Here is a 20543-nt window from a genome sequence, read left to right on the forward strand (position 1 = left end):
GGTTTTCTGGAGGCTGAACGTTCGTTCAGTTATTAGGCCGCCGAAGTCTGCAGGCTCGTGTAGTGGGCTGCTTCGATCTCGGCGGGAGTCTGATAGTCAAGCATCGAATGCAACCGTTCGGTGTTGAACCAATGCACCCACTCAGCCGTCGCGGCCTCGAGATCGTTGCGACCGGACCAGGGGCCGTCGGTGAAGACGAGTTCGTATTTGTATAACGAGTTCAGCGCTTCGGCCATGGCATTGTCGTAACTATCGCCGATCGATCCCACCGACGCCACTGCCTCGGCCTCAGCCAGTGCCTGGGTGTAGCGCAGAGCCCGATACTGCACCCCTCTGTCCGAGTGGTGGGTCAGCCCTACAACGTCGTGACCTGCACGTTTACGGCCCCATATGCCCATATTCAAAGCATCGAGAGCCAGATCGGTATACATTCGCGTCGAGGTCTGCCAGCCGATGATCATTCGAGAGAATACGTCGAGGACGAACGCGACGTAAACGAAGCCGGCCTCAGTGGGAACGTAGGTCAGATCCGCGACCCAGAGACGGTTCGGCTCCGCAGCGGTGAAGTTACGTTTGACGAGGTCAGCCGGTCGTTTCGTCTCGGGACCGGGCTTCGTCGTCCGCGGGAACTTCCCTCTCACAACACCCCGGATGCCCAACTCATTGCACAATCTCTCGACCGTGCACCGGGCCACGGGGCCGTAGGTCCTTGTGAGTTCGGCGTGGATCTTGCGGATGCCGTAGACCTTGTTGCGGCGGTGAGTGTGGATAGCCATGATCCTTTCTTTGAGCACCGCATCTCGCTGGGCTCGAGCGCTGACCGGACGGGTCTTGAAGGCATAGTACGTTGATGGGGCGATGCTCAGGCCCAGGTCCTGGCGCAGGACCTGACAGATCGGTTCGATTCCCCACCTGTGCTTGTTCTCGTCGATGAAGGCGACGATTACTTCTGTAGGCGGTCGAACTCCGCCTTGCCGAAAAACGCGGTCGCTGATCGGAGGATGTCGTTGGACTTCCGCAGCTCCCGGTTCTCCTTCTCCAGCCGCCGGATCCGTGCCTGGACGTCCTCGGTCTCGACGGGCAGGTTGGCTGCTTCGGCTTTCTTGACCCAGTTGCGCAGGGCTTCCTTGTTCACATCGGTCTGCTCGGCAATGCGGGCGATGGCACCGTTTCGAGTCTCTGGGTCGGCGCGGGCCTCGAGAGCCAGTCGAGTGGCTCTCTCACGTACTTCTGGTGGATATTTCGAGGTAGGCATGATGAGTTGAGGGTAGTCCTTTCTTGGGTAACCGCACACCCTCCATCAAACCAAGGACGAATCAGTACTCGTTTGCGCGCCCGCATCGTGGTCATCACCGCGTCCACAACAGCCACAGCAGAAACACCCACACGCCCATCGCTACGACGGCGCACCCGGCCAGCAGCAATCGACCGACAGGTCCGTGGAAGACCTTCGGCAGGTGCTGGGGAGCATCGTCGTCTTCGGTCGGGACCACGTTCTCCAGGTAGTAGCTCCACCACTTGCGGACCCTGGCGCGGTTCCGGTCACGGATCATCCGCCACCGCCCGAACAGACCCTTGTACCTATCCGGGTCTGCCGACCCTGCTTGCCCTGCTCTTGTGCTTTCGTTCGCCTCATCGAGATCAATGTTGAGACTGCCGGTCTGCTTCTTCTTACTCATCACGCCTGCCCTTTCGATTCCTTGGCACTGAGAACTCCCAGCGCCACTTCCAGGAGAGTCTTCGTTGTCGATACGTACTGGCGCACCGTGTTCCTTTCCCACCCCGTCACTTTCACCACGTGCTCAACCGGCACCTGACCAATCGGTCCCTTCCACGAGCTCATCGCCTGTGCGGTCTCTCTCGTCCATGAACCTGACTCGTCAGCACCTGGCAGGCACTCGATCAGGTCTGTGATCCTTATTCCCCGACCGACCACAATGCGTTTGTGCTCGATCGCGGTCCGGATCACCTGGCAGTGAAGTTCAAACAACCGTTTGCAGTCCCGGACCCGCTGCTCGCTGAGCCCAAAAGCAGAGGAGGCGGTCTTCACATCGGACTCGAACTTCAGATGGGTCAAGAACCCGACCATGAAGGCTTGAGTTTCCATGACCGATGCTGCCGCCGCGATGACCGGTCGCAGCCACGTCATCGTCGCCAAGTGTTCGGCAACGATGACCGCGATGTCCGTGCCCCACGACCGGGGGTCTGAGGCCGCGATCCGGTCAAGGACTTCTTCGACTGCGACCGGCGAGTCTTTCGGCCCGGATACCAAGTCCGCGGGATTGCGGCGAGTCTCGGAGTCGATGAGGTCGGCCATGCGATTACGAGCGATGCCCGTGATCCATGCCTCCAACTGCCCCAGCTCAGGGTCGAACCCCGAACGTGCCTTCCACGCCGAAACGATCACATCACCGGCGACGTCTTCGGCCCATCGGGACAATCCGATTGCAGACATCTTTGGCCGGATGGTGCGCTTGGCCACAGTCTCGACGGCGGTCAATAGCTGTCGTTCTGAGAATGGTTCTTCGTGCTCTTGCATGGTTCACCGTCCTTCCTTCCCCATCAACCGGCATCCCGGTCGACTGTCCGGCCTGACCGGTCGCGTGACCGGACACTCGGTCTGGTCATGTCCACCACTGTGACCGTCTGATCGCGGTCGACCAGTGACCGGACGTCGGCTTCCAGAGCCTCATACGTTGCCCGGTCAAGCTGCTTGGGGAAGTCAAGATGCTTACGGCATCCGGGGCATGACCGGGCACTCCAGCCAGAGTCCGCGTGATGCTTGATCGGGCATTTCCGGTCATCAACCGAGCTGTGACCGGGTGACCGGACCCAACTGCGGCGGTCACCGAAGTGGTCAATGACCGCCGCCTCCCACTCGTGACCGTCGTTGACCAGGCTCCTGCGGACAAACGCGTCCGGGGACCCGACTGCCCGGGCTGACCGGGCTGTGATCTGCTCGGCCAGCCACGCGGCTCGGTCACGGTCAACGGTGACCGACCATTGACCAGCCACGACCTCAACGAGCTTGTCCAGATCGACCGGAATGCGTGCATTCGACACCGGGTGCGTGCCCAGCCGATCCCGGCTCGATCCATTTTCTTCATCCCCGAATAGCCTCGTCGTCGTCTCGTCTGCCTCGGCTCCTGCCGACGGCACGCCGTCGTCTGTAGTTGCGCTGGAACTCATAGACGACGATGACGGTTCAATGACGGTTAAAGACGCACCCGCGGTAGTCTCCGCGCGTGGGACCCGACTCTGTGTCGGGTAGTACCCGACTGTGTGTCGGGTAGGGTCGTCTTCCTCGGGGTACCCGACTGTGTGTCGTGTCTTGAATTCGCGGGCCTGAACGGGGGTACCCGACTCTGTGTCGTCACTTGAATTCTCGGGACCCGACTGTGTGTCGTCACTTGAAAATCCAGGGATCGCCTCATTGCGGGCAATCGGCTCAGCCACCGCTTCCGGGTGCAGTCGGTACATGTTCCCTGACTTCGCGCCACTCTTCTTGTAGCGAGTTTCGGTGCTCAGCAGCCCGAAGTCGCGGAATCGTTTCAAGGCCCGCTGCACGGTGCGTTCGTTGAACCCGGATTCCTGCGCCAGCGTGTTTTGGAGAGGGAATGCCGACCATAGGCCGGTTTCTTCATCGAAGGATGCGTTGTCGGCCAACAGCATCAGAATGAATCGTTCCGGGCCGGAGAGTTTGAACTGCTCGAACACTTGCCTTCTGGCCCACGTGATCATCTCTACAGCCATGGTTCACCCCCTAACCTGTCGGTCGCCTTCAGAACTGTCATCTCGGTCATCGCCTCGGTGAGTCTGGGAAGCTGCGATTGAGGGTGAACGCGGTGGCCGTCACCACTCCGTTGTCTCGGGGCTCGTTACCGCGCACTGTCTGCGTGTTCACTGTCTTCGTCCTTTCCGCCAGTTCCGCACTTCTTCGTTCCTCTGGTCTCTCCGGGGATCTCGTCGAGAAGATCCAACTGCCCAGGCATTTCGACGTCGTCTGGTGTTGGTTTCGTCGTCGTCATCACTCTCCGATTGCCCCTTCGGGACCGTGGAAGTCGATGTTGATGTCAACCAGCGATGAACCCCACGTGTAGACGACGGCGATCCAGTGCCACCACCACCGCACGTCCAACCAGTGCAAGTACCACTCGCCCGTAAGGGACAGCTCGCCAAGTGTTCCCAGAGTCATCAGGACCGCTAGTACAGCGACAAGAACGAATCCACCGATCTTCATCACCAATCACTCCTCTCTGAGTTCTGCGTCAGAGATATCGGCTCGGTAGTCACCCGTCGCCACGGCAGGGGTTTTGCCTGTCCCGGTCCCGAAGAAGACCAAGGGCCGCGGTGACCTCGCCTGCTCGTCGTCTCCGGAAGCGACGGAGACGAGGCGGGGGCGGAGCTCGCACGCCTCCCATTGCTCCCAGCGCTGCATGATGATCGGTGGCCGTCTCGCGTGCCATGATTCCTCGACCACCAATTGCCTCGCTGGCTCAGGAGGACGGGCGCGCTCGAACTCATTCATGACTGCTCTTCTTTGTTCAAGGCACCAACCGCTTCCGAGCGACGCTCGTTGTTGGCTTTGCGCAAGTCAGCGGTCGCGAGGCGGTACATGACCAAAAGCAGTGCGAGACCTGCCGAAATCGGCATAGCCGTGAAGACGGCGAAGGCCAACAGCAAGAGGGCTCCGCCTCCGACGGTCACGATGGCGACATCGATCCAAGGCGACATGCTCCCCCCGCCCGCAAGCAGGCCCAGAGTGACGACGACGACGGTCATTCCAAGGAGGACCAGGAGTCGCTTCGTGGAAATGCGGCCCGTCTTGGACCGGGCAATCATGGCGAGGCTCCACCAGATGATGAAGGCCAGCCCAGACAGCACGGCCAAGTACAGTGGCGACACCGCCTGTGCATGCTCAAACGCCTCCGCCTCGGAGGTGTTCGATGCCGTGGTGGGCCAGTCGATAACAGGCCAATTTGAGGGCGCAAAATCAGGGAAAAACATTATTACTTAGCCTCCTCAGTGTTTGAGTCGTCCGACTCTTCGAATGCTTCTGGTGGTAGATCGCTGGCCTCGACGACCACTGGTCCGGGAAGTCCTGCGTCTAGCAGTCCCGAAATGCTGGCTCCGTCGGGGACTTCATTGACCTCGAGTTGAAAGTGCCACCACACCTGGTCACACCTGGTGCACTCCGCATTGTCGACACAGACCACACGGTCATAGGCCATGAACAGGACCCGCTCGTCGCCCTCCAGGTTCACCTGAATCAGTGGTTTGGCATTGAACGGGTGAAGGGAGCCAGCCCCGGTCCACGCGAGGCTGTCGACCAGCGGTGTCGCTCGGGCATCGTCTGGGGCAAAGTGTCCGGCGAGGAGGAATGGCACTTCCGTCTTCGTCCCGAGAAGATGCACGATGTGCTCTTCAACCGCTTGGGATGTGACCGCAGAGCGGAGGAACGGGACTGAGGTTTCGGTTGTGGTCGTGGTGTTCTCAGGCATTGTCGCCTCCGGTGAAGATGTGTGGGTGGGACTCGCGCAGCGCTGATAGGCGACGGCGTCCGGTCTTGTCGCTGAAGCCAAACTCATTCGCGAGATCCGCTCCGGACGTTTCCTCACCCTGTGCGGTGCGGTCGGTGATGAACTCGATCAGGGCGTCCATGTCCGATGTTGCGGTCTTCGCCTTTGGTCCGGGCTGTTCAGTAGGCCTCTCTGGTGTTTCGGGGTCGGGGACACTGGCCAGCCACGGAGTGCGAGGCAGAGCGAATTGCTCACCGTCTTCGGCTGCTTGCGCCGCACGAGTGGCCAGCGCATCCCGTTGTGCACGCACGACTTCCAGATTCGTGGCGTGCTGTTCCCTAGCCAGCTCAGCTTCCTGTCTGGCGGCTTCCCGCTCGGCTTCGACCTCGAGCTGCTTGCGTTCGCGCTCGGCCTGTTCAGCCAGCCACTCGGCCTCGGCCTGCTTCTCACGTCGTCTCGAGATCGGGTCCTCGACGGCGACTCGAGAGAGTTGTTCTGTAGCGGCGAACACGGCGAACGGGACCATTCCGGCAATGACGGCTCCGATGATTCCCTGCCAAGAACCGGCCTGCGCGTCTCCGTACGAGAGTGCGTGAGCGACGTTGGCGATCACGGATAGGCCGGTGAACGCGGCCAGTAGTGCCCACGATTGCCAGGTCTTCTCGCCTCGAGTTTTGTGGATGAGGATGGATCCGGCGTAAACGAGGATCGCAGTATCGATGAACGCCGGTACTGCCCAATGCATCCATTCGGGAAGACCGAGCCAGGACGCGACTTCCATGAGCGCGACGAAGCTGATTGCGAAGGCCACGAGACCAGCGAATGCAACACCGATGGTGATGAGGCGAACGAACCTGTGGTCGTCCGGGTTGATCCGTGATTTTGGGCCATTTGCGACAGCAATAGTCGACTCGTTCGGTGTACTCTGGTCGTGCCTTTGAATTCTGCTAAATGCTCTTGCATGGTTCTCTGGCTGGGCGGCCTCATCCTTCGCGGGTGGGGCCGTTCCTTCGTCTGCAGGAGCGGTGTGTGCCAGTGCTGTGTTATCAGTCGTCATGGTTGCCTCTCTCACTGGTCGACTGGACCGATCCAGTCACATGAAACTCCGCCGTTTCCGTTGTCACCGTCGTAGATGACGCAGGTGATCGTGCGTCCGTCCTCGAGGACGATGGGTTCTTCGTGCAGCCCCTGACCGTCGCCTCGTTCGTCAACAACCGATGGGTCGTTGGTCTCGTTGGACTCGTCTTCGGGAGCTTCGTCGACCTTCGTGGGCTGGCACCCTGCCAACGCGGAGGTCAGGATCACTGTTGTCAGGAGAACGACTGGCTTCTTCACGGATGTGGTCTTCATGGGTATTCCAATCACTTGGTCTTTGTGGTCGTGATCTGCTTCATCAAGAACGGGTCGAGTTCGGGGATCTCGACGGCACGTTCACCGACAATGGGTTTGAGTGCCTTGAACAGCACCCGCATTGTCCGGTCGCGGTCATCGTCTGTGGTGTCGGGACGACGCAGGACCTCCACAAGGTGCGCGGCATCGTCCATCACTCGTTTGAGCACCGGGTCGAGGGAAGGTCCGCGCCCGAGGAGCTTGGCTTGGTGTTCACCGTCGAAAAGTGCCCTGTCGAACGCATCGACGGCGGCCTCGAAGGCACGGAGTCGGCTGTGATCGGCCCGGTCGTTTTCCCACCGTTCGCGGGTTTTCGTCGCAGTTTCCGAAGTATCGAGAATCCGCACGGCGAACTCTTCGTGAGCTACGTCGTGGATCGCGGGAAACTCGATGAGTAGGTTGAGGTCTGTGTGCCACTGGGCCCAACGGTTCTGGACCGCGTCATGACGGGCCACCGTCACTTCTCCCCGGTCCCAACCCCACACGTCAATAGTTGAACCATCGGAGTCCCGGAGCGTGATCCTCGTTGAGCTAAACCTCGCCATCGCCTTATCAGCAGTCGCATCATCCGCTCTATCGGCAGTCGCGTAATCGAAGAGGGATACCAGATCACCCCCTGCCCCACCGAGACCAGCGCGGAATCTTAGACGACCCATCGTCAAGACTCCGACCGCGATCACCACTAAGAGAACGGAGACCGTCAAACCAACGGCGAGAATCGTTGCGAAAGATTGATCGGTTACCCATGCCTCGAAAGAAGGTCCTCCAACTGCGGGTCCACGAACTTTGAACGCCGTCATGATCGGCTCCGTGTGATGGCCTGGAGGTTAGTCATGGTCTTCTTGACCGACCCCACGGTGTCCGAATGCGTTAGCGCGGCTTGGAAAGTGGGTGCCGACTGTGTCGCCATGGCTGAAAGAAGATCGGAGAGCACACCGAGGGCATCAGCGACGTCGCGGCCAAGATCCTCGACTTTGTCGCCTTCGAGAGTCGCAAGGTCGGAGACTCCCCCACTGAACGCGACCTCGAGGAGTTTCGACTGCTTCTTCACCATTGGTAGTGGTGCTGCTGCCCCGTAGTGGAGTTCGCGGATCGCCCGCACGACATGCTCACGGCCGGGGGCATTGCTCGACTCGCTGAGATTCACCGAGGCAGGTTCGAGACCGGATGCGGAAGCCAGACCGTAGTCCTCGGCCTCATCGTCATCGATAACCTCGGCATCAATGATGTTCTCCGTCGTGGGCGTAGCGGTGGATTCAGTCTTTGGAGGCTTCTCGCGCCCATAGCGCTTTCCGTCCAAACCGATTACAGATTCTCCAATTTCAGGTGATTCATTTGAATCACCTGGATCGCCCAGCCTGCGGACCACGGTTGGTTGACTCAGATCAGTCGCTGACGCGATTCCTCGAGTACTCATGCCCGCTTCACGCAGCTCCGCGATTACCTGTTCTTGAAGTTCCTTAGGCGGACGCAAGCTCACATCGCGAAACTCTTCGTCCAAGTAGTCCTGCCAAGACTCGTAGCCCAGAGCAAGCCAAATACGACCTCTCCAAGCGGTCGAAATCTTCACCTGAAGAGACCCATAGTCGGCTCTGAGCTCGTCGGTGAGTTCTCGAGCCTCGTCTGCTGAAAACTGGCTCACGAGTTCGGTGCTCATGCTGGCACCGCCAGTTCCGAATCGATCCCCTCAACCAGACGCGAGAAAGGCATATCAAGCGCCTGTGCGAGACCGACTAGTTCGTTCATTCGCCACTCCGTACGGCCGTGTAGCCGAGACGAGAAGGTTGCCGGTGTAAGCCCAATTGATTCCGCAGTCTTCTGTCCTAGCCAATCGCGACGCGCCATGGCTGCCTTGATGTTGCCCCTCAGGACCATTTGATAGCTCATGGGGACGACAGTAGTCCTGTGGCGACTATTCTGCAAGCTAGAAATGTCCCGTGTCGAATATTTTTCTCCAGGGGGTTATGTCTAAGTCCGAGAGAGGGATAGAATTGCCACATGAATACATCGACAGAATCGGCAACTGATCTAGAGCGAACAGCCAACCTGAAAGTTAGCAGCGAAGTCAGAGCGTGGCTGGCACGTAGAGGCCTGCGACAGATTTGGCTCGCAGAACTCCTGGGAGTCGGCCAATCGGCAGTTTCTAAGCGACTGCGCGGCGTGCTGCCGTTCACCGCTCCCGAGCTGATGATGATAGCGAACGCGCTCGATGTGTCTTTGGCCGAGCTACTTGGCGAACTCGTGAATGAGAAGAACCCCCATCCAGTGGATGGAGGTTCTTCGAACGGTAGCGGGAGGGGGACTCGATCCCCCGACCTCACGATTATGAGTCGTGCGCTCTAACCAGCTGAGCTACCCCGCCCCAGCACCGCATTCTAGGCGGCACAAGAGCCCCGAAAGGGAATCGAACCCTTGACCTTCTCCTTACCATGGAGATGCTCTGCCGACTGAGCTATCGGGGCAACAGGTAAGAATTTACACGGGTTTCAGCGAGGAGGGCAAATCGGCACCTCGTGACCTCTCTCACAGAACCGCGGCCCAGCACCGAGGCGGCTATGCCACCGGGTCGAACCGTCCTGCCAGGAACCCCTGCAGACGACCGGGATGATTCGTGATGATTCCGTCCACGCCGGCGTCGAGGAGCTCCCGCCATTCGTTCATCCCGTCGACCGTCCACACGAACACCCCGAGGTCGTTGTCGCGGATCTCGGCCACGACGGATCTGCGCAGCGAGAACCCCTTGTACGACGGGTTGATCGCGACGGCTCCGACCTCGCGGGCGATCTCGATGTCTTCGGGTTTGGGCACCATGCGCAGCAGGAACCGGGTGACCATCGGCAGCATGTCCCGGCAGGTCTCGAGCGTGACGACGCTGAACGACTGCACGACCATCCTGTCGGCGATGCCGGTCTCTACCACGAGCTCGGAGACCCGGGCGACCGCACCCGCCGACCACTCCCCCTTGAGCTCGAGGATCAGTTCGCCGCCGCGATGCTCGATATCGCGCATCACCGCCGCCAGAGTCGGGATCCGCACCCCGGTGAACCCGGGGCCCATCCACGAACCCGCATCGACGAACGACAGCTCCTCGGCGGTGAGCTCGACCACCGGCCCCTTCCGATTCGTGGTCCGATCGAGATCGGGATCGTGGAGGATGACGGGCACACCATCGGCGCTCGTCGAGGTGTCGACCTCGATGAAGTCCACGTCGAGCGCCCGGGCCGCGTCGACGGCCGCCAGACTGTTCTCCGGGACCACGGCCGAATAGCCGCGGTGGGCGATCACCAACGGTCGATTCGCGGATCCCGGACGCTCGGTCAATCCACGCTCGTGCAGGAACTGCAGAAAACTCATAGGCCCAGACTATGCCCTGACACAGCAGCTGTCGCACGCCGAGGCACGAGTTGTTCTCGACTATCGGGGAAGTCGGACGAAAACCCCCACAGACGCCGGATCTCGTACTACCTTGTCAGCACGGCCACCTCCCCGACTCGAAGGGCCCCCTCATGGAAGCCATCTGCGCTGCCGCCGTCGTTCTCGCATTCATCGCATTCGGCGAACTCATCTCGATCTGGTCGAAGGCCCGCATACCCAGTCTGCTGGTGGCCATGCTCAGCATCTTCGTGTTCGCGAAGATCGGGATCGTACCCGAGACCGTCATCGACGATTCGATGCTCGTCCAGATCTACACGATCCTCGTCGCGCCCCTCCTGTTCCACATGGGCACGCTCATCCCTCTGCGGGTGATGCTCAAGCAGTGGCGCTCGGTGATCATCGCGACCTCCGGAATGCTGGTGGCCGTCCTGCTCATCCTCGCCGTCGTCGCCCCGCTGTTCGGCTTCGAGACCTTCGTCGCCGGTTCCGGACCACTCGCCGGCGGCATCGTCGCCACGAGCCTGACGACGGAGGGCCTGACCGCCCATGGAGCCGCCTCGTCGATCATCGTCCTTCCCGCTCTTGTGCTCATGCTGCAGTCACTGCCGTCGATGCCGATGACGAACTTCCTGCTGCGCCGCTACGCCGCGAAGCTGCGCGACAGCGGCGAACTGCAGGAACTCGCCCGAGCCCACCACGCGGAAGAGGAGGAGGTCCAGCAGAAGAAGAAGCCCATCACTCTGCCCGGGTTCCTCGTGGACAACCAGCTGTTCATGCTCTTCCTCATCCTCGTCGGCGGTTCGGCCGCGACCCTGCTCGCCGTACCCACGCACATCCCCTCCTCGATCCTCGCACTCATCCTCGGCATCCTCGCCGCCGCAGTCGGACTCTCCCCGGACAAGGCGATGGAACGGTCGAACTCCTTCGGCATCGCCATGGCCGGCGTCATCGCCATCGTCATGGCACCGCTGGTCACGGCGTCCGTGCAGGATGTCATCAATGCCTTCCTGCCCACCGTCATGATCCTCATCGTCGGCGGCGCAGGCATCATCGGCGGCGGCTTCATCGCCACGAAACTGCTGCGGTGGAAGTCCGGACTGGGCATGTCGGTGGCGCTGACCGCGATGTACGGCTTCCCCGCCGACTATCTGCTGACCAATGAGGTCGCACGTTCGGTCGCCCGCGACGAGGACGAGAAGGAGGCCCTGCTCAGCGCCATGCTCCCGCCGATGCTCGTCGGCGGCTTCACCTCGGTCAGCGCCGGATCGATCGTCATCGCCAGCGTCCTCGTCAGCCTGCTCTGAACCACCGCACGGAAGGACTCCGCTCATGAACTCCCTCATCGCCGAGGCCGACGGCCTGCTGCCTCAGCTGCAGCGGCTGCGCCGCACCCTGCACGCCCATCCCGAGATCGGACTCGACCTCCCCCGCACACAGGCCGCCGTCCTCGACGCCCTTGACGGTCTCGACCTCGAGATCAGCACGGGCACGGAGACGACGTCGGTGGTCGCCGTTCTGCGCGAACACCACCCGGACAGGCCCGCAGAGGCACCGGTGGTGCTGCTGCGCGGGGACATGGACGGTCTGCCGATCACCGAGGAGACCGAGGAGCCCTTCGCCTCGACGAACGGGAGGATGCACGCCTGCGGGCACGACCTGCACACGGCCGGGCTCGTCGGCGCTGCGCGCTTGCTGCACGCCCACCGGGACGAACTGCGCGGCGATGTCGTGTTCATGTTCCAACCCGGCGAAGAGGTCTGCAACGGGGCATCGGTCATGATCGAAGAGGGCGTGCTCGAAGCGGCGGGCCGCCGAGCGGTCGCGGCCTTCGGCGCACATGTGAATACGAGCCCGCGGGGAGTCGTCTGCACCCGCCCGGGAACTCTCCAGGCCGGTTCGAACGTCCTCGAGGTCACGATCCGCGGCCGCGGCGGCCACGGCTCCCAGCCGCAGTCGGCCGTCGACCCGGTCCCGGTCCTGGCAGAGCTCGTCACCGCACTGCAGAACATGGTCAGCCGACGGATCGACGCCTTCGATCCCATCGTCATGAGCGTCACCCAGCTGCGAGCCGGCGATGCCATCAACGTCATCCCCGCCTCGGCGAGTCTGGCAGCGACCGTGCGCACCCTGTCCGAATCCTCGCTCGAAACGGTCCGGCAGCGGTCGGAACAGCTGACCGAGGGCATCGCGGCAGCGCACGGATGCACCGCCGAGGTCACTTTCGAAGTCCAGTACCCGGTGACCGTCAACGACGCTGCCGAAACCGCGTGGGCGCTCGAGCGGCTCGAGGGACTGCTCGGAGGCGAGCGGGTGAAGGTGCTGCCGCAGCCGATCATGCCCAGCGAGGACTTCTCGTTCGTGCTCCGTCAGGTGCCGGGAACCTACCTCCTGCTCGGCGCGGGTCGCACCGATGTCCCCGCCGATCGACTGGGCGACAACCACTCCCCCTTCGTCATCTTCGACGACTCCGTCCTCGCCGATCAGGCCGCGGTCCTCGCCCACCTGGCCCTCGAACGGCTGAATCTCGCAGACTGACCCCGTCGAGGTCGCCGGATCACGTTTGCTCAGCGCCGCCTGCGCCGCCACCAGCGCCGAGGCGGGCCATCGTCTCCGCGCCTCTGCCTCTCGGGCGCCGCGTCGTCCTCGCTCCGTGGTTCGGACGGTGCTCTGCGCCGGCGCCAGGCCGCGACCTCTCGGTCGACATCACGCGGCGGGGTGAAGATCGGCGGGCCCTCACGCAGGTCCATCACCGCCGCACGCACACGTTCGTTGAATCCGGCCAGGTAGTCGCGGACGTCGGCCTCACGGTCGAAGACGTCGAGCGTGTCCTCGAGGACAGCGTTCTCCTTGCGCAGCTGGAAGGCGGCCGGGGCGACGCCGCTGATGTTCTCCTGATCCATCTTCTGCTTGATCCACCAGTCGGGATCCTCGGAATTGCCCAGGCCTTTCAGCGGTCTGCCCAGACCCGGCAGATCATCGAAGTCGCCGCGCTTGACCGCCCTGTCGACGGCGGACTCGACGACAGCGTTGCGGTCTTCGAGCGAATTCAGTCGCCGCGGCCGCTGCTCGTCTTTCGCCTCTTCGTTCATCGCCTCGCCCCGAAACAGAGTCGTTGCGACCACTTTAGACCTTCTGACGGGCCGCGGCCATGCGAAAGACCCCGTGATCGGGAGACGATCACGGGGTCTTTCCGTTCTGCGTGGCAGATGAAGGATTCGAACCTTCGAAGGCAATGCCGGCTGATTTACAGTCAGCTCCCTTTGGCCGCTCGGGCAATCTGCCGCAGTCAGCGCTCGATGAGCACCTGAAAAGAATACAAGGCATGAGCCCGAATCACCAACTCGATTGACGCGGGTCACATCTGAGGCCCCTCGACTAGACTCGGTGTCAGGAGTCACGCTCGTTGCATCCGGGCACGCATCACCGAACACGAAGGAGCATCCATGGCCAGCGAATCCTCATTCGACATCGTCAGCAAGGTCGATCGTCAGGAGGCCGACAACGCCCTCAACCAGGCTGCGAAGGAGATCCACTCCCGCTACGACTTCCGCGGCACCGATCCCTCGATCGCCTGGAGCGGCGAGGCGATTCAGATGAAGGCCAACAGCGAAGACCGGGTCAAGGCCATCCTCGACGTGTTCCAGTCGAAGCTGGTCAAGCGCGGAATCTCGCTGAAGTCGCTCGAGGACGGCGAGCCCTATCCCTCCGGCAAGGAGCACCGCATCGATGCCTCCCTCAAGGAAGGCATCGACAAGGACAATGCGAAGAAGATCTCGAAGATCATCCGCGAGGAGGGGCCCAAGGGCGTCAAGGCGCAGGTCCAGGGCGATGAGCTGCGAGTGAGCTCGAAGAAGCGCGACGATCTGCAGAACGTCATCGCCCTGCTCAAGGGCAAGGACCTCGACGTCGACCTCCAATTCACCAACTACCGCTGAGACCGGCGGCCCTCCCCTCGTCCAGTCCCCATCGACCGCCCCACCCGGTCAATATGACGGAACATGTCCCCATCTGACGTCGGCGAACGTCCTTTGACCCGTTCATGACGGGCTGTGACGCCGATCGTCATCGGGCACCGAGCATCCTCGGGTCCGCTGTCAGCATGAAGGCATGTCATCGACCCACACCGCCCCCAGGGCCACCGCATCGGTGCCCAGGCTCTCGGCATCGGCGCCCGAGACCGCGCCCGAGACCCGGCCCGCCGCCCGGCGCCGGCTGCGGCGAGCGCTGTCGTTCGAGGTCATCCCTCCCCGTTCAGCGACTCAGGCCGAGCGCATGCCCCAGCTGCTGAGGTTCCTCGATTCTCTCAGCCCCGACTATCTGGCCGTGACCTCCTCGGCCAAGAGCGATTGGCTCCGAGGCACGGCTGACTTCATCGCCGAGGTCACGTCCACGACTTCGCTCAGGCCGTTGGCCCACCTCGCCTGCACCGCCGGCACCGAGTCGGAGCTGTTGGCCTGGATCGATCATCTCCTGCAGGTCGGCGTCCGGGGCTTCCTCGCCATTCGCGGGGACTTCCCCGACGGTGAGACCAGCGTCCCGCCCGAGCACCTGCCGCACGCCGATGCCCTGGTCAGTCTCCTGCGCCGCGTCGAATCGGACAATGTCGCCTGCCTGGCCGCCGGCCGGCTCGGCATCGGGGTCGCCGCCTATCCCTCCGGCCACCCGGAGTCGACGGGGCCCGAGGAGGACCTCGACGTGCTCGCGGCCAAACAGCGCAACGGCGCCGATTTCGCGATCACCCAGCTCTTCTTCGACCCCACCGCCTACTCCAGGCTGAGACGTCGCGCCGAGCACGCGGGCATCACCATCCCGATCATCCCCGGCATCCTCCCCATCACCGATGCCCGCCGGCTGCACACGATGTCCCGCCTCTCGGGGCTGCCGGTCCCGGACCACCTGCTCGCGCGCTTCGACGGAGTCAGCGACCCCGCCTCGGCGCGGCGGATAGGGCTCGATATCACGGCAGAGCACACGGCGGCGATCCTCGACCAGGATGCCGACGGGCTGCACTTCTACACCTTCAACGACCAGAACACGACCGAGGACCTGCTCACCGCGCTCGACGACCGAGGGGTGTCCGTGTCCTCATTCCCACCGCCACCGCCTCCTCGGCGCTGGCCGCCATCGTCCGAGACCGAAACAACGACAGAGAAGGAAACGCGTTCATGACTGCACCATTTCCGACCGCGACCATCACCGGCTACCCCCGCATCGGGGCCCGCCGCGAACAGAAGAAGGCCTTGGAGAGCTTCTGGGCCGGCCGCATCGACGCCGAGGACTTCGCCCGCTCCGTGCACACGCTGCGCATCGGCACATATCACCGCTTGGCGCAGCTGGGGCTGCGCGAGAACTATGCGATCCCGGCCTCCTACAGCCATTACGACCACGTCCTCGACACCGCGCTCACGGTCGGTCTCATCCCCTCGGCCACGACCGGCACCGATTTCGACCTCGACGAGTACTTCGCTCTCGCCCGCGGCACCGCGCAGCGCTCCCCGCTGGAGATGACGAAGTGGTTCGACACGAACTACCACTACCTCGTACCCGAGATCTCCGACGACACGACGTTCACCGCACATCCCCAGCATCTGCTGTCGCTGGTCAGCGAGGCCAAGACCGCAGGTCACCTCGTCCGTCCCGTGCTCGTGGGACCGCTGACCCTGCTCGCCCTGACCAAACCCGCACCGGGCACGCCCACGCGTCCCCTCGACCGGCTCGCGGAGCTCACCGATGTCTACCTCGACATCATCGGCGTCCTGGCCGCCGCCGGTGTCGATTGGGTTCAGTTCGACGAGCCGGCTCTGGTCGCCGACATCGCCGGAACGAGCGATCACGAACTCGCCGAGGCGGCCCGCCGGACGTATTCGACCCTGGCCTCGGCCCGCACCCGCCCGCAGCTGTTCGTCACCACCCCGTACGGCAGCCTCCGCGAGGGCTTGGACGGGCTGGCCGGGTCCGGCATCGACGCCCTCGGCGTCGACCTCGCGGCCTCGACCCGAGCCTCCGACCCCGACTACGCGAGCCGCCTGGCCTCCGCCGTTCCCCAGCAGGTCCGCCTCGTCGCCGGTGTCGTCGACGGCCGCAACATCTGGGCCGATGATCTGCGGACCAGTCTCGAGGTGCTGCAGGGGCTGGGGCGCGAGTCGCTGAGCGTGTCGACCTCGACGTCGCTGCTGCATGTGCCCTACACCGTGGAGCAGGAGACCTCTCTGCCGGTCGATGTCGCCTCCTGGCTGTCCTTCGCCGAGGAGAAGGTCACCGAGGTCGAGGCTCTGGCTACGGCCGTCACCGCCGGACCGGATGCTCGCATCGAAGCGTTCAACCGCGCCGACCGGGCCCGCCGCACTCGGGCCGAATCCGCCCGGGTCAACAGCCCCGAGGTGAGGGAGCGCACCACCGCCGCTGCAGGTCGGGACGGGTTCCGCACCGACTTCGCGCACAGGCGACAGGCCCAGGACGCACTGGGCATCCCGGATCTGCCGACGACGACCATCGGTTCGTTCCCGCAGACGGCCGAGGTCCGTCGCGCACGAGCCGACCACCGGGCCGGCCGCCTCGACGACGCCGCCTATGCGCAGGCGATGCGGACCGAGATCGATCGTGTGATCGAGCTGCAGGAGGACCTGGGGCTCGATGTCATCGTCCACGGCGAACCCGAACGCAATGACATGGTTCAGTACTTCGCCGAGAACCTCGACGGCTTCGCCACCACCGAACACGGCTGGGTGCAGTCCTATGGCTCGCGGTGCACCCGTCCCCCGATCCTCTTCGGCGATGTGTCGCGACCGAATCCGATCACCGTCGACTGGTCGGCCTACACCGCGCAGCAGACGCAGAAGACGGTCAAGGGCATGCTCACCGGTCCGGTGACCATCCTCGCGTGGTCGTTCGTCCGGGACGATGTGCCGCTGCGCGAATCGGCCGATCAGATCGCCTTGGCCCTGGCCGATGAGGTCGCCGACCTCGAGGCGGCCGGCATCGGCGTCATCCAGGTCGACGAACCGGCTCTGCGCGAACTGCTGCCGCTGCGCGAATCCGACCGCGCCGAGTACCTCGACTGGTCGGTGCGCTCGTTCCGGCTGGTCAATGCGCAGGTCAGTCCCCGCACTCAGATCCACACTCACCTGTGCTACTCGGAGTTCGGGGAGATCATCGATGCGATCAACGCTCTCGACGCCGATGTCACCAGCATCGAGGCGGCCCGGTCCCGGATGGAGGTGCTGAACGACATCGCCGATTTCGGATTCGAACGCGGAATCGGTCCCGGCGTCTATGACATCCATTCCCCGCGGGTGCCCACGGTGCCCGAACTCGTCGAACTCATCGAGGCCGCGCTCAAGCACGTTCCGCCCCACCGGCTGTGGATCAACCCGGACTGCGGTCTGAAGACCCGCAGCTATGCCGAGGTGCGCGCCTCCCTGGCCAATCTCGTCGCCGCTCGCGACCAGGTGGTGGCCGCCGGCCTCCCGACCGGCGGCGCCGAGGCCCCGGAGTCAGCGGTGGTAGTGTCCGGCTGAGTCCGGAACCGAGACGCTGACTGAGGGTCGGGGCAGTGACCGGGTCAGTGTCGGGGCAGTTCGAGGGGAATGTAGTACAGCCCCTTCGAATCCTCCTCGACGCTGACTCGCAGTCGGTCGTCGAGGTGGATGTAGTCATTGACCTTGATGGTCCCCTTCGTCTGGCTCAGACGTCGGATCGCGAAGGCGGGGATGAGTCCCTGCCGTCCGGACCCGTCGACGGCGAGAGCGTATTTCGGTCCGGTGGCACGGACCCTGACCTCGATGCCGATCCTCTGCTCGCGCAGCTCGTCGAGTCCGGGTTCGGGTTCGCGATCGGTCAGCGCGGTGAGCTCGACGGCCAGCGTATCGGCCATGTCGTCGACCGTGGCGAGCATATTCGCCATGGCGCGGGCGAACTCCCCGTGCAGTTTGCTCGGCTTCATCGCCGCACCGGGTTTGTACATGTCCTCGTGGGTCAGTTCGCCCCAGGCGTCCTGGAGTCGGGTCTTGACCTGGATCTCGGCGAAGACCGGGGCTCCCTGGTCCGAGGGGATGCGGAGGATGACGTGGCAGGCCCGATAGCCGCTGGCCTTCGGAGGGTCCGTGTAGTCCCTCTCTTCGATGAGTTCGAAGGACCCGAGCTGTTCGGGATCGCGCAGCGCATCGAACATCATCCGCTGATCCCGCGGTGATTTGCACAGCACCTTGACGCCGACGATGTCGCGGATCTGGTCCTCGACGTCCGCGGTCCCGTGCACCGCCAGCTGCGGGTCCTCCTCCGTCTTCTCGGTCAGCTTCGCCAGAGTTCGCGCCGCATCCTTGATTCGATGCCCGTCGACGTCGAGGCGGGAGATGTCCTTGTCCTTGAGCAGGCCCTTCTGCTGTTCCTTCAGCCAGTGTTTGATCCGCACGGCCGCCGTCTGCCAGGCGTCGAGTCGTTCGACGTAGGCACGTTCGACGATCGTTTTGAGCAGCGATTCGTTCTTCACTCAGTCTCCTGCCTGCCGACGGTGCGTGATCTGGTGCGTGTCTCTCGAGGTTCGACTCTACGCGCTGGAGCCATCACGGCCCATCAGCGACTCGTCACTCCGATGCGACGGGGTGACCAGCGACTGCGGGTGCGCAGTGGGTCATGGAGTGTCGGCAATACCGAGGCGGGATGCGAGATCCGCTCAGCACCCGAGGTCACCCGGTCCAGACGAGTCCCCGGGCCGGACTAGCGTTCGGCGTGATCAGTGCCCGGAGGCGGGCTGGCCCACGGTCTCGGCGGTGACGCGTCCGCGAGCTTCTGCCAGCATCGCCTCACGGGTGGCGAGCTTGATCCGTTCGCGCCCTTCGGCTTCGCCGGCCGCCTTCTCGGCGGCCTCGACCCGGTGGTAGCCCTCCCAATCGACGTAGTCCACGCCCTTGGCCTCAAGAAGGTCGACGATCGCCGATTCGTCCGGGTAGACCGGCTCCGTGAGCACCCCGGCGGCGCGGTCGTCGAGAATGTGGCCGATCGTCTCCAGCGCATCGCCCTTCGTGTGGCCGATCAGCCCCACCGGTCCGCGCTTGATCCACCCGGTGGTGTACACCCCGGGCACGACGTCAGCCTCGGCGGCCCGATCCTGTGAATCCGCGTCGACGACTCGGCCCTCATGGTTGGGGATCACGCGCTTGTGCTCGTCGAAGGGCAGCTGCGGCAGCTGCGTGCCCGCATAGCCGACCGCCCGATAGACGGCGTCGATGTCCCAATCGTGGAACTCCCCGGTGCCCGTAACGCCGCCGGTCCCGTCGAGTTCCTGCCGCTCGGTGCGCAGCCCGGTCACCCGATCCTCACCGAGAACGGCCACCGGTGCGTGGAGGAAGTGCAGGTGCAGGCGGCGCTTGGCCCCGGTGGGCTCCCGCATCGCGAAGTCCGTCAGCGTCTTCGTCACCTGCTTGACCTGGTTGCTCGATCCGATGGCCTCCATGGACCCCTCGTCGAATTCGAAGTCCTCGGGATAGACGATGATGTCGACATCGGCGACCTGCCCGAGTTCGCGCAGCTCGAGCGGAGTGAACTTCGCCTGCGCGGGACCGCGCCTGCCGAAGATGTGGACGTCGGTGACGCGCGAGGCCTTGAGTCCGTCGTAGACGTGATCGGGGATCTCCGTGGTGTGCAGGTCGTCGGCCTGCTTCGACAGCACGCGGGCGACGTCGAGAGCGACATTGCCGTTGCCGATGACGGCGACTCGCTCGGCATCCAGAGGCCAGGTCTGGGCAACATCGGGATGCGAGTCGTACCAGTTGACGAAGTCCGCGGCCCCGTAGGAGCCGGGCAGGTCCACACCGGGCAGATCGAGTTCGGCATCGACGAAGCAGCCGGTGGAGAAGATCACGGCGTCATAGCGGTCGGTGAGCTCCTCGAGGTGGAGGTCGACACCGTATTCGACGTTCGTGAACAGTCGGATGTCGCCGCGGTCGAGGACCTTGATCAGCGCGTTGATGATGCCTTTGATCCGCGGATGGTCGGGGGCGACTCCATAGCGGACGAGGCCGAAGGGAGTCGGCAGGCGATCGAAGAGATCGATGCTCAGATCGAAATCACGCTCCGCCTTCGTCATGAGGTCAGCAGCGTAGATCCCAGCAGGACCGGCGCCGACGATGGCCACCCGGAAGGGACGAGTCATTCTCACACCTCTCTAGTCAGTCGTCCCCGAGTCTATCGCCAATGTAGGTGATCCTTACAACGACGTGAGCAAACTCGCATTCACCGTCTCAGCGCCGGACCCCTGGCGGG

The 20543-nt window shown here is 63.4% G+C and carries 21 protein-coding genes, 3 tRNA genes and 1 other annotated feature; of the genes, 5 read left to right on the forward strand and 19 right to left on the reverse strand.

Annotated features, from left to right (window positions below; all coding sequences use genetic code 11):
- Nucleotides 1-32 precede the first annotated feature (32 nt).
- From IG171_RS11310 to IG171_RS11385, 15 genes are all read right to left on the reverse strand, one after another.
- Nucleotides 33-995, reverse strand: coding sequence for an IS3 family transposase (locus IG171_RS11310; protein WP_349252154.1), 963 nt, complete (start codon nt 993-995; stop codon nt 33-35).
- Nucleotides 854-986 (reverse strand) — a sequence feature (AL1L pseudoknot). It overlaps the preceding gene by 133 nt.
- Nucleotides 944-1255, reverse strand: a complete 312-nt coding sequence (locus IG171_RS11315) for a transposase (RefSeq protein WP_212127336.1) — start codon at nt 1253-1255, stop codon at nt 944-946. Before IG171_RS11315 ends, IG171_RS11310 begins: the two co-directional genes overlap by 52 nt.
- A gap of 94 nt (nt 1256-1349) precedes the next feature.
- Nucleotides 1350-1679 (reverse strand): hypothetical protein, encoded by a 330-nt coding sequence (locus IG171_RS11320; protein ID WP_212127563.1) that lies wholly within the window; start codon nt 1677-1679, stop codon nt 1350-1352.
- Nucleotides 1679-2539, reverse strand: coding sequence for a sigma factor (locus IG171_RS11325; protein WP_212127564.1), 861 nt, complete (start codon nt 2537-2539; stop codon nt 1679-1681). The genes IG171_RS11320 and IG171_RS11325 overlap by 1 nt, the downstream gene beginning before the upstream one ends.
- Nucleotides 2540-2562: 23 nt before the next feature.
- The gene (locus IG171_RS11330; protein WP_212127565.1) at nt 2563-3753 is read right to left on the reverse strand and encodes a helix-turn-helix domain-containing protein; all 1191 of its coding nucleotides are present in this window, start codon (nt 3751-3753) and stop codon (nt 2563-2565) included.
- 274 nt (nt 3754-4027) lie between these two features.
- Nucleotides 4028-4243, reverse strand: coding sequence for a hypothetical protein (locus tag IG171_RS11335; RefSeq protein ID WP_212127566.1), 216 nt, complete (start codon nt 4241-4243; stop codon nt 4028-4030).
- 281 nt (nt 4244-4524) lie between these two features.
- Nucleotides 4525-5007 (reverse strand): hypothetical protein, encoded by a 483-nt coding sequence (locus IG171_RS11340; protein WP_212127567.1) that lies wholly within the window; start codon nt 5005-5007, stop codon nt 4525-4527.
- A gap of 2 nt (nt 5008-5009) precedes the next feature.
- A complete protein-coding gene (locus IG171_RS11345; protein WP_212127568.1) occupies nt 5010-5501 on the reverse strand; it encodes a hypothetical protein in 492 nt (163 codons plus the stop codon).
- Nucleotides 5494-6330: a DUF2637 domain-containing protein gene (locus IG171_RS11350; protein WP_249203651.1), complete on the reverse strand. Its 837-nt coding sequence runs from the start codon at nt 6328-6330 to the stop codon at nt 5494-5496. Before IG171_RS11350 ends, IG171_RS11345 begins: the two co-directional genes overlap by 8 nt.
- A 257-nt stretch (nt 6331-6587) precedes the next feature.
- Nucleotides 6588-6869 (reverse strand): hypothetical protein, encoded by a 282-nt coding sequence (locus IG171_RS11355; RefSeq protein ID WP_212127570.1) that lies wholly within the window; start codon nt 6867-6869, stop codon nt 6588-6590.
- 11 nt (nt 6870-6880) lie between these two features.
- Nucleotides 6881-7708 carry a hypothetical protein gene (locus tag IG171_RS11360; protein ID WP_212127571.1) on the reverse strand — a complete coding sequence of 276 codons (828 nt, stop codon included), beginning with the start codon at nt 7706-7708 and terminating at the stop codon, nt 6881-6883.
- Nucleotides 7705-8565: a hypothetical protein gene (locus IG171_RS11365; RefSeq protein ID WP_212127572.1), complete on the reverse strand. Its 861-nt coding sequence runs from the start codon at nt 8563-8565 to the stop codon at nt 7705-7707. The genes IG171_RS11360 and IG171_RS11365 overlap by 4 nt, the downstream gene beginning before the upstream one ends.
- 631 nt (nt 8566-9196) lie before the next feature.
- A tRNA-Met gene (locus IG171_RS11375) sits at nt 9197-9270 on the reverse strand.
- A 27-nt stretch (nt 9271-9297) separates the two neighbouring features.
- A tRNA-Thr gene (locus IG171_RS11380) sits at nt 9298-9370 on the reverse strand.
- 91 nt (nt 9371-9461) lie between these two features.
- Entirely contained in the window at nt 9462-10262 is an 801-nt protein-coding gene (locus IG171_RS11385) for a glycerophosphodiester phosphodiesterase family protein (RefSeq protein WP_212127573.1), read from the reverse strand.
- Between the two features lie 152 nt (nt 10263-10414).
- On the opposite strand from IG171_RS11385, the gene IG171_RS11390 reads away from it, so the two are divergent.
- The gene (locus IG171_RS11390; RefSeq protein WP_212127574.1) at nt 10415-11587 is read left to right on the forward strand and encodes a hypothetical protein; all 1173 of its coding nucleotides are present in this window, start codon (nt 10415-10417) and stop codon (nt 11585-11587) included.
- Between the two features lie 25 nt (nt 11588-11612).
- On the forward strand, nt 11613-12818 hold the full coding sequence (locus IG171_RS11395; protein ID WP_212127575.1) for a M20 family metallopeptidase: 1206 nt from the start codon (nt 11613-11615) through the stop codon (nt 12816-12818).
- A 29-nt stretch (nt 12819-12847) separates the two neighbouring features.
- Here IG171_RS11395 and IG171_RS11400 read toward each other — a convergent pair whose 3' ends face one another.
- A complete protein-coding gene (locus IG171_RS11400; protein ID WP_249203652.1) occupies nt 12848-13405 on the reverse strand; it encodes a DUF1992 domain-containing protein in 558 nt (185 codons plus the stop codon).
- Between the two features lie 78 nt (nt 13406-13483).
- Nucleotides 13484-13565 (reverse strand) — tRNA-Tyr (locus tag IG171_RS11405).
- A gap of 161 nt (nt 13566-13726) precedes the next feature.
- Between IG171_RS11405 and IG171_RS11410 the strand changes: the two genes are divergently transcribed.
- The 3 genes from IG171_RS11410 (at nt 13727) to metE (ending at nt 17800) form a co-directional block, all read left to right on the forward strand.
- A complete protein-coding gene (locus tag IG171_RS11410) occupies nt 13727-14218 on the forward strand; it encodes a YajQ family cyclic di-GMP-binding protein (RefSeq protein ID WP_212127576.1) in 492 nt (163 codons plus the stop codon).
- A 172-nt stretch (nt 14219-14390) separates the two neighbouring features.
- Nucleotides 14391-15452 carry a methylenetetrahydrofolate reductase gene (locus IG171_RS11415; protein WP_212127577.1) on the forward strand — a complete coding sequence of 354 codons (1062 nt, stop codon included), beginning with the start codon at nt 14391-14393 and terminating at the stop codon, nt 15450-15452.
- Nucleotides 15449-17800, forward strand: a complete 2352-nt coding sequence (metE, locus tag IG171_RS11420) for a 5-methyltetrahydropteroyltriglutamate--homocysteine S-methyltransferase (protein WP_212127578.1) — start codon at nt 15449-15451, stop codon at nt 17798-17800. Before IG171_RS11415 ends, metE begins: the two co-directional genes overlap by 4 nt.
- 44 nt (nt 17801-17844) lie before the next feature.
- On the opposite strand, the gene IG171_RS11425 is transcribed toward metE, so the two are convergent.
- Together IG171_RS11425 and IG171_RS11430 are read right to left on the reverse strand one after the other, a co-directional pair.
- Nucleotides 17845-18771 (reverse strand): RelA/SpoT domain-containing protein, encoded by a 927-nt coding sequence (locus IG171_RS11425; RefSeq protein WP_212127579.1) that lies wholly within the window; start codon nt 18769-18771, stop codon nt 17845-17847.
- Nucleotides 18772-19014: 243 nt separating this feature from the next.
- Nucleotides 19015-20433: an FAD-dependent oxidoreductase gene (locus IG171_RS11430; RefSeq protein WP_212127580.1), complete on the reverse strand. Its 1419-nt coding sequence runs from the start codon at nt 20431-20433 to the stop codon at nt 19015-19017.
- Nucleotides 20434-20543 lie beyond the last annotated feature (110 nt).

The sequence above is a fragment of the Brevibacterium sp. SMBL_HHYL_HB1 genome (genome assembly GCF_018208375.1).
Classification (GTDB): domain Bacteria; phylum Actinomycetota; class Actinomycetes; order Actinomycetales; family Brevibacteriaceae; genus Brevibacterium; species Brevibacterium intestinavium.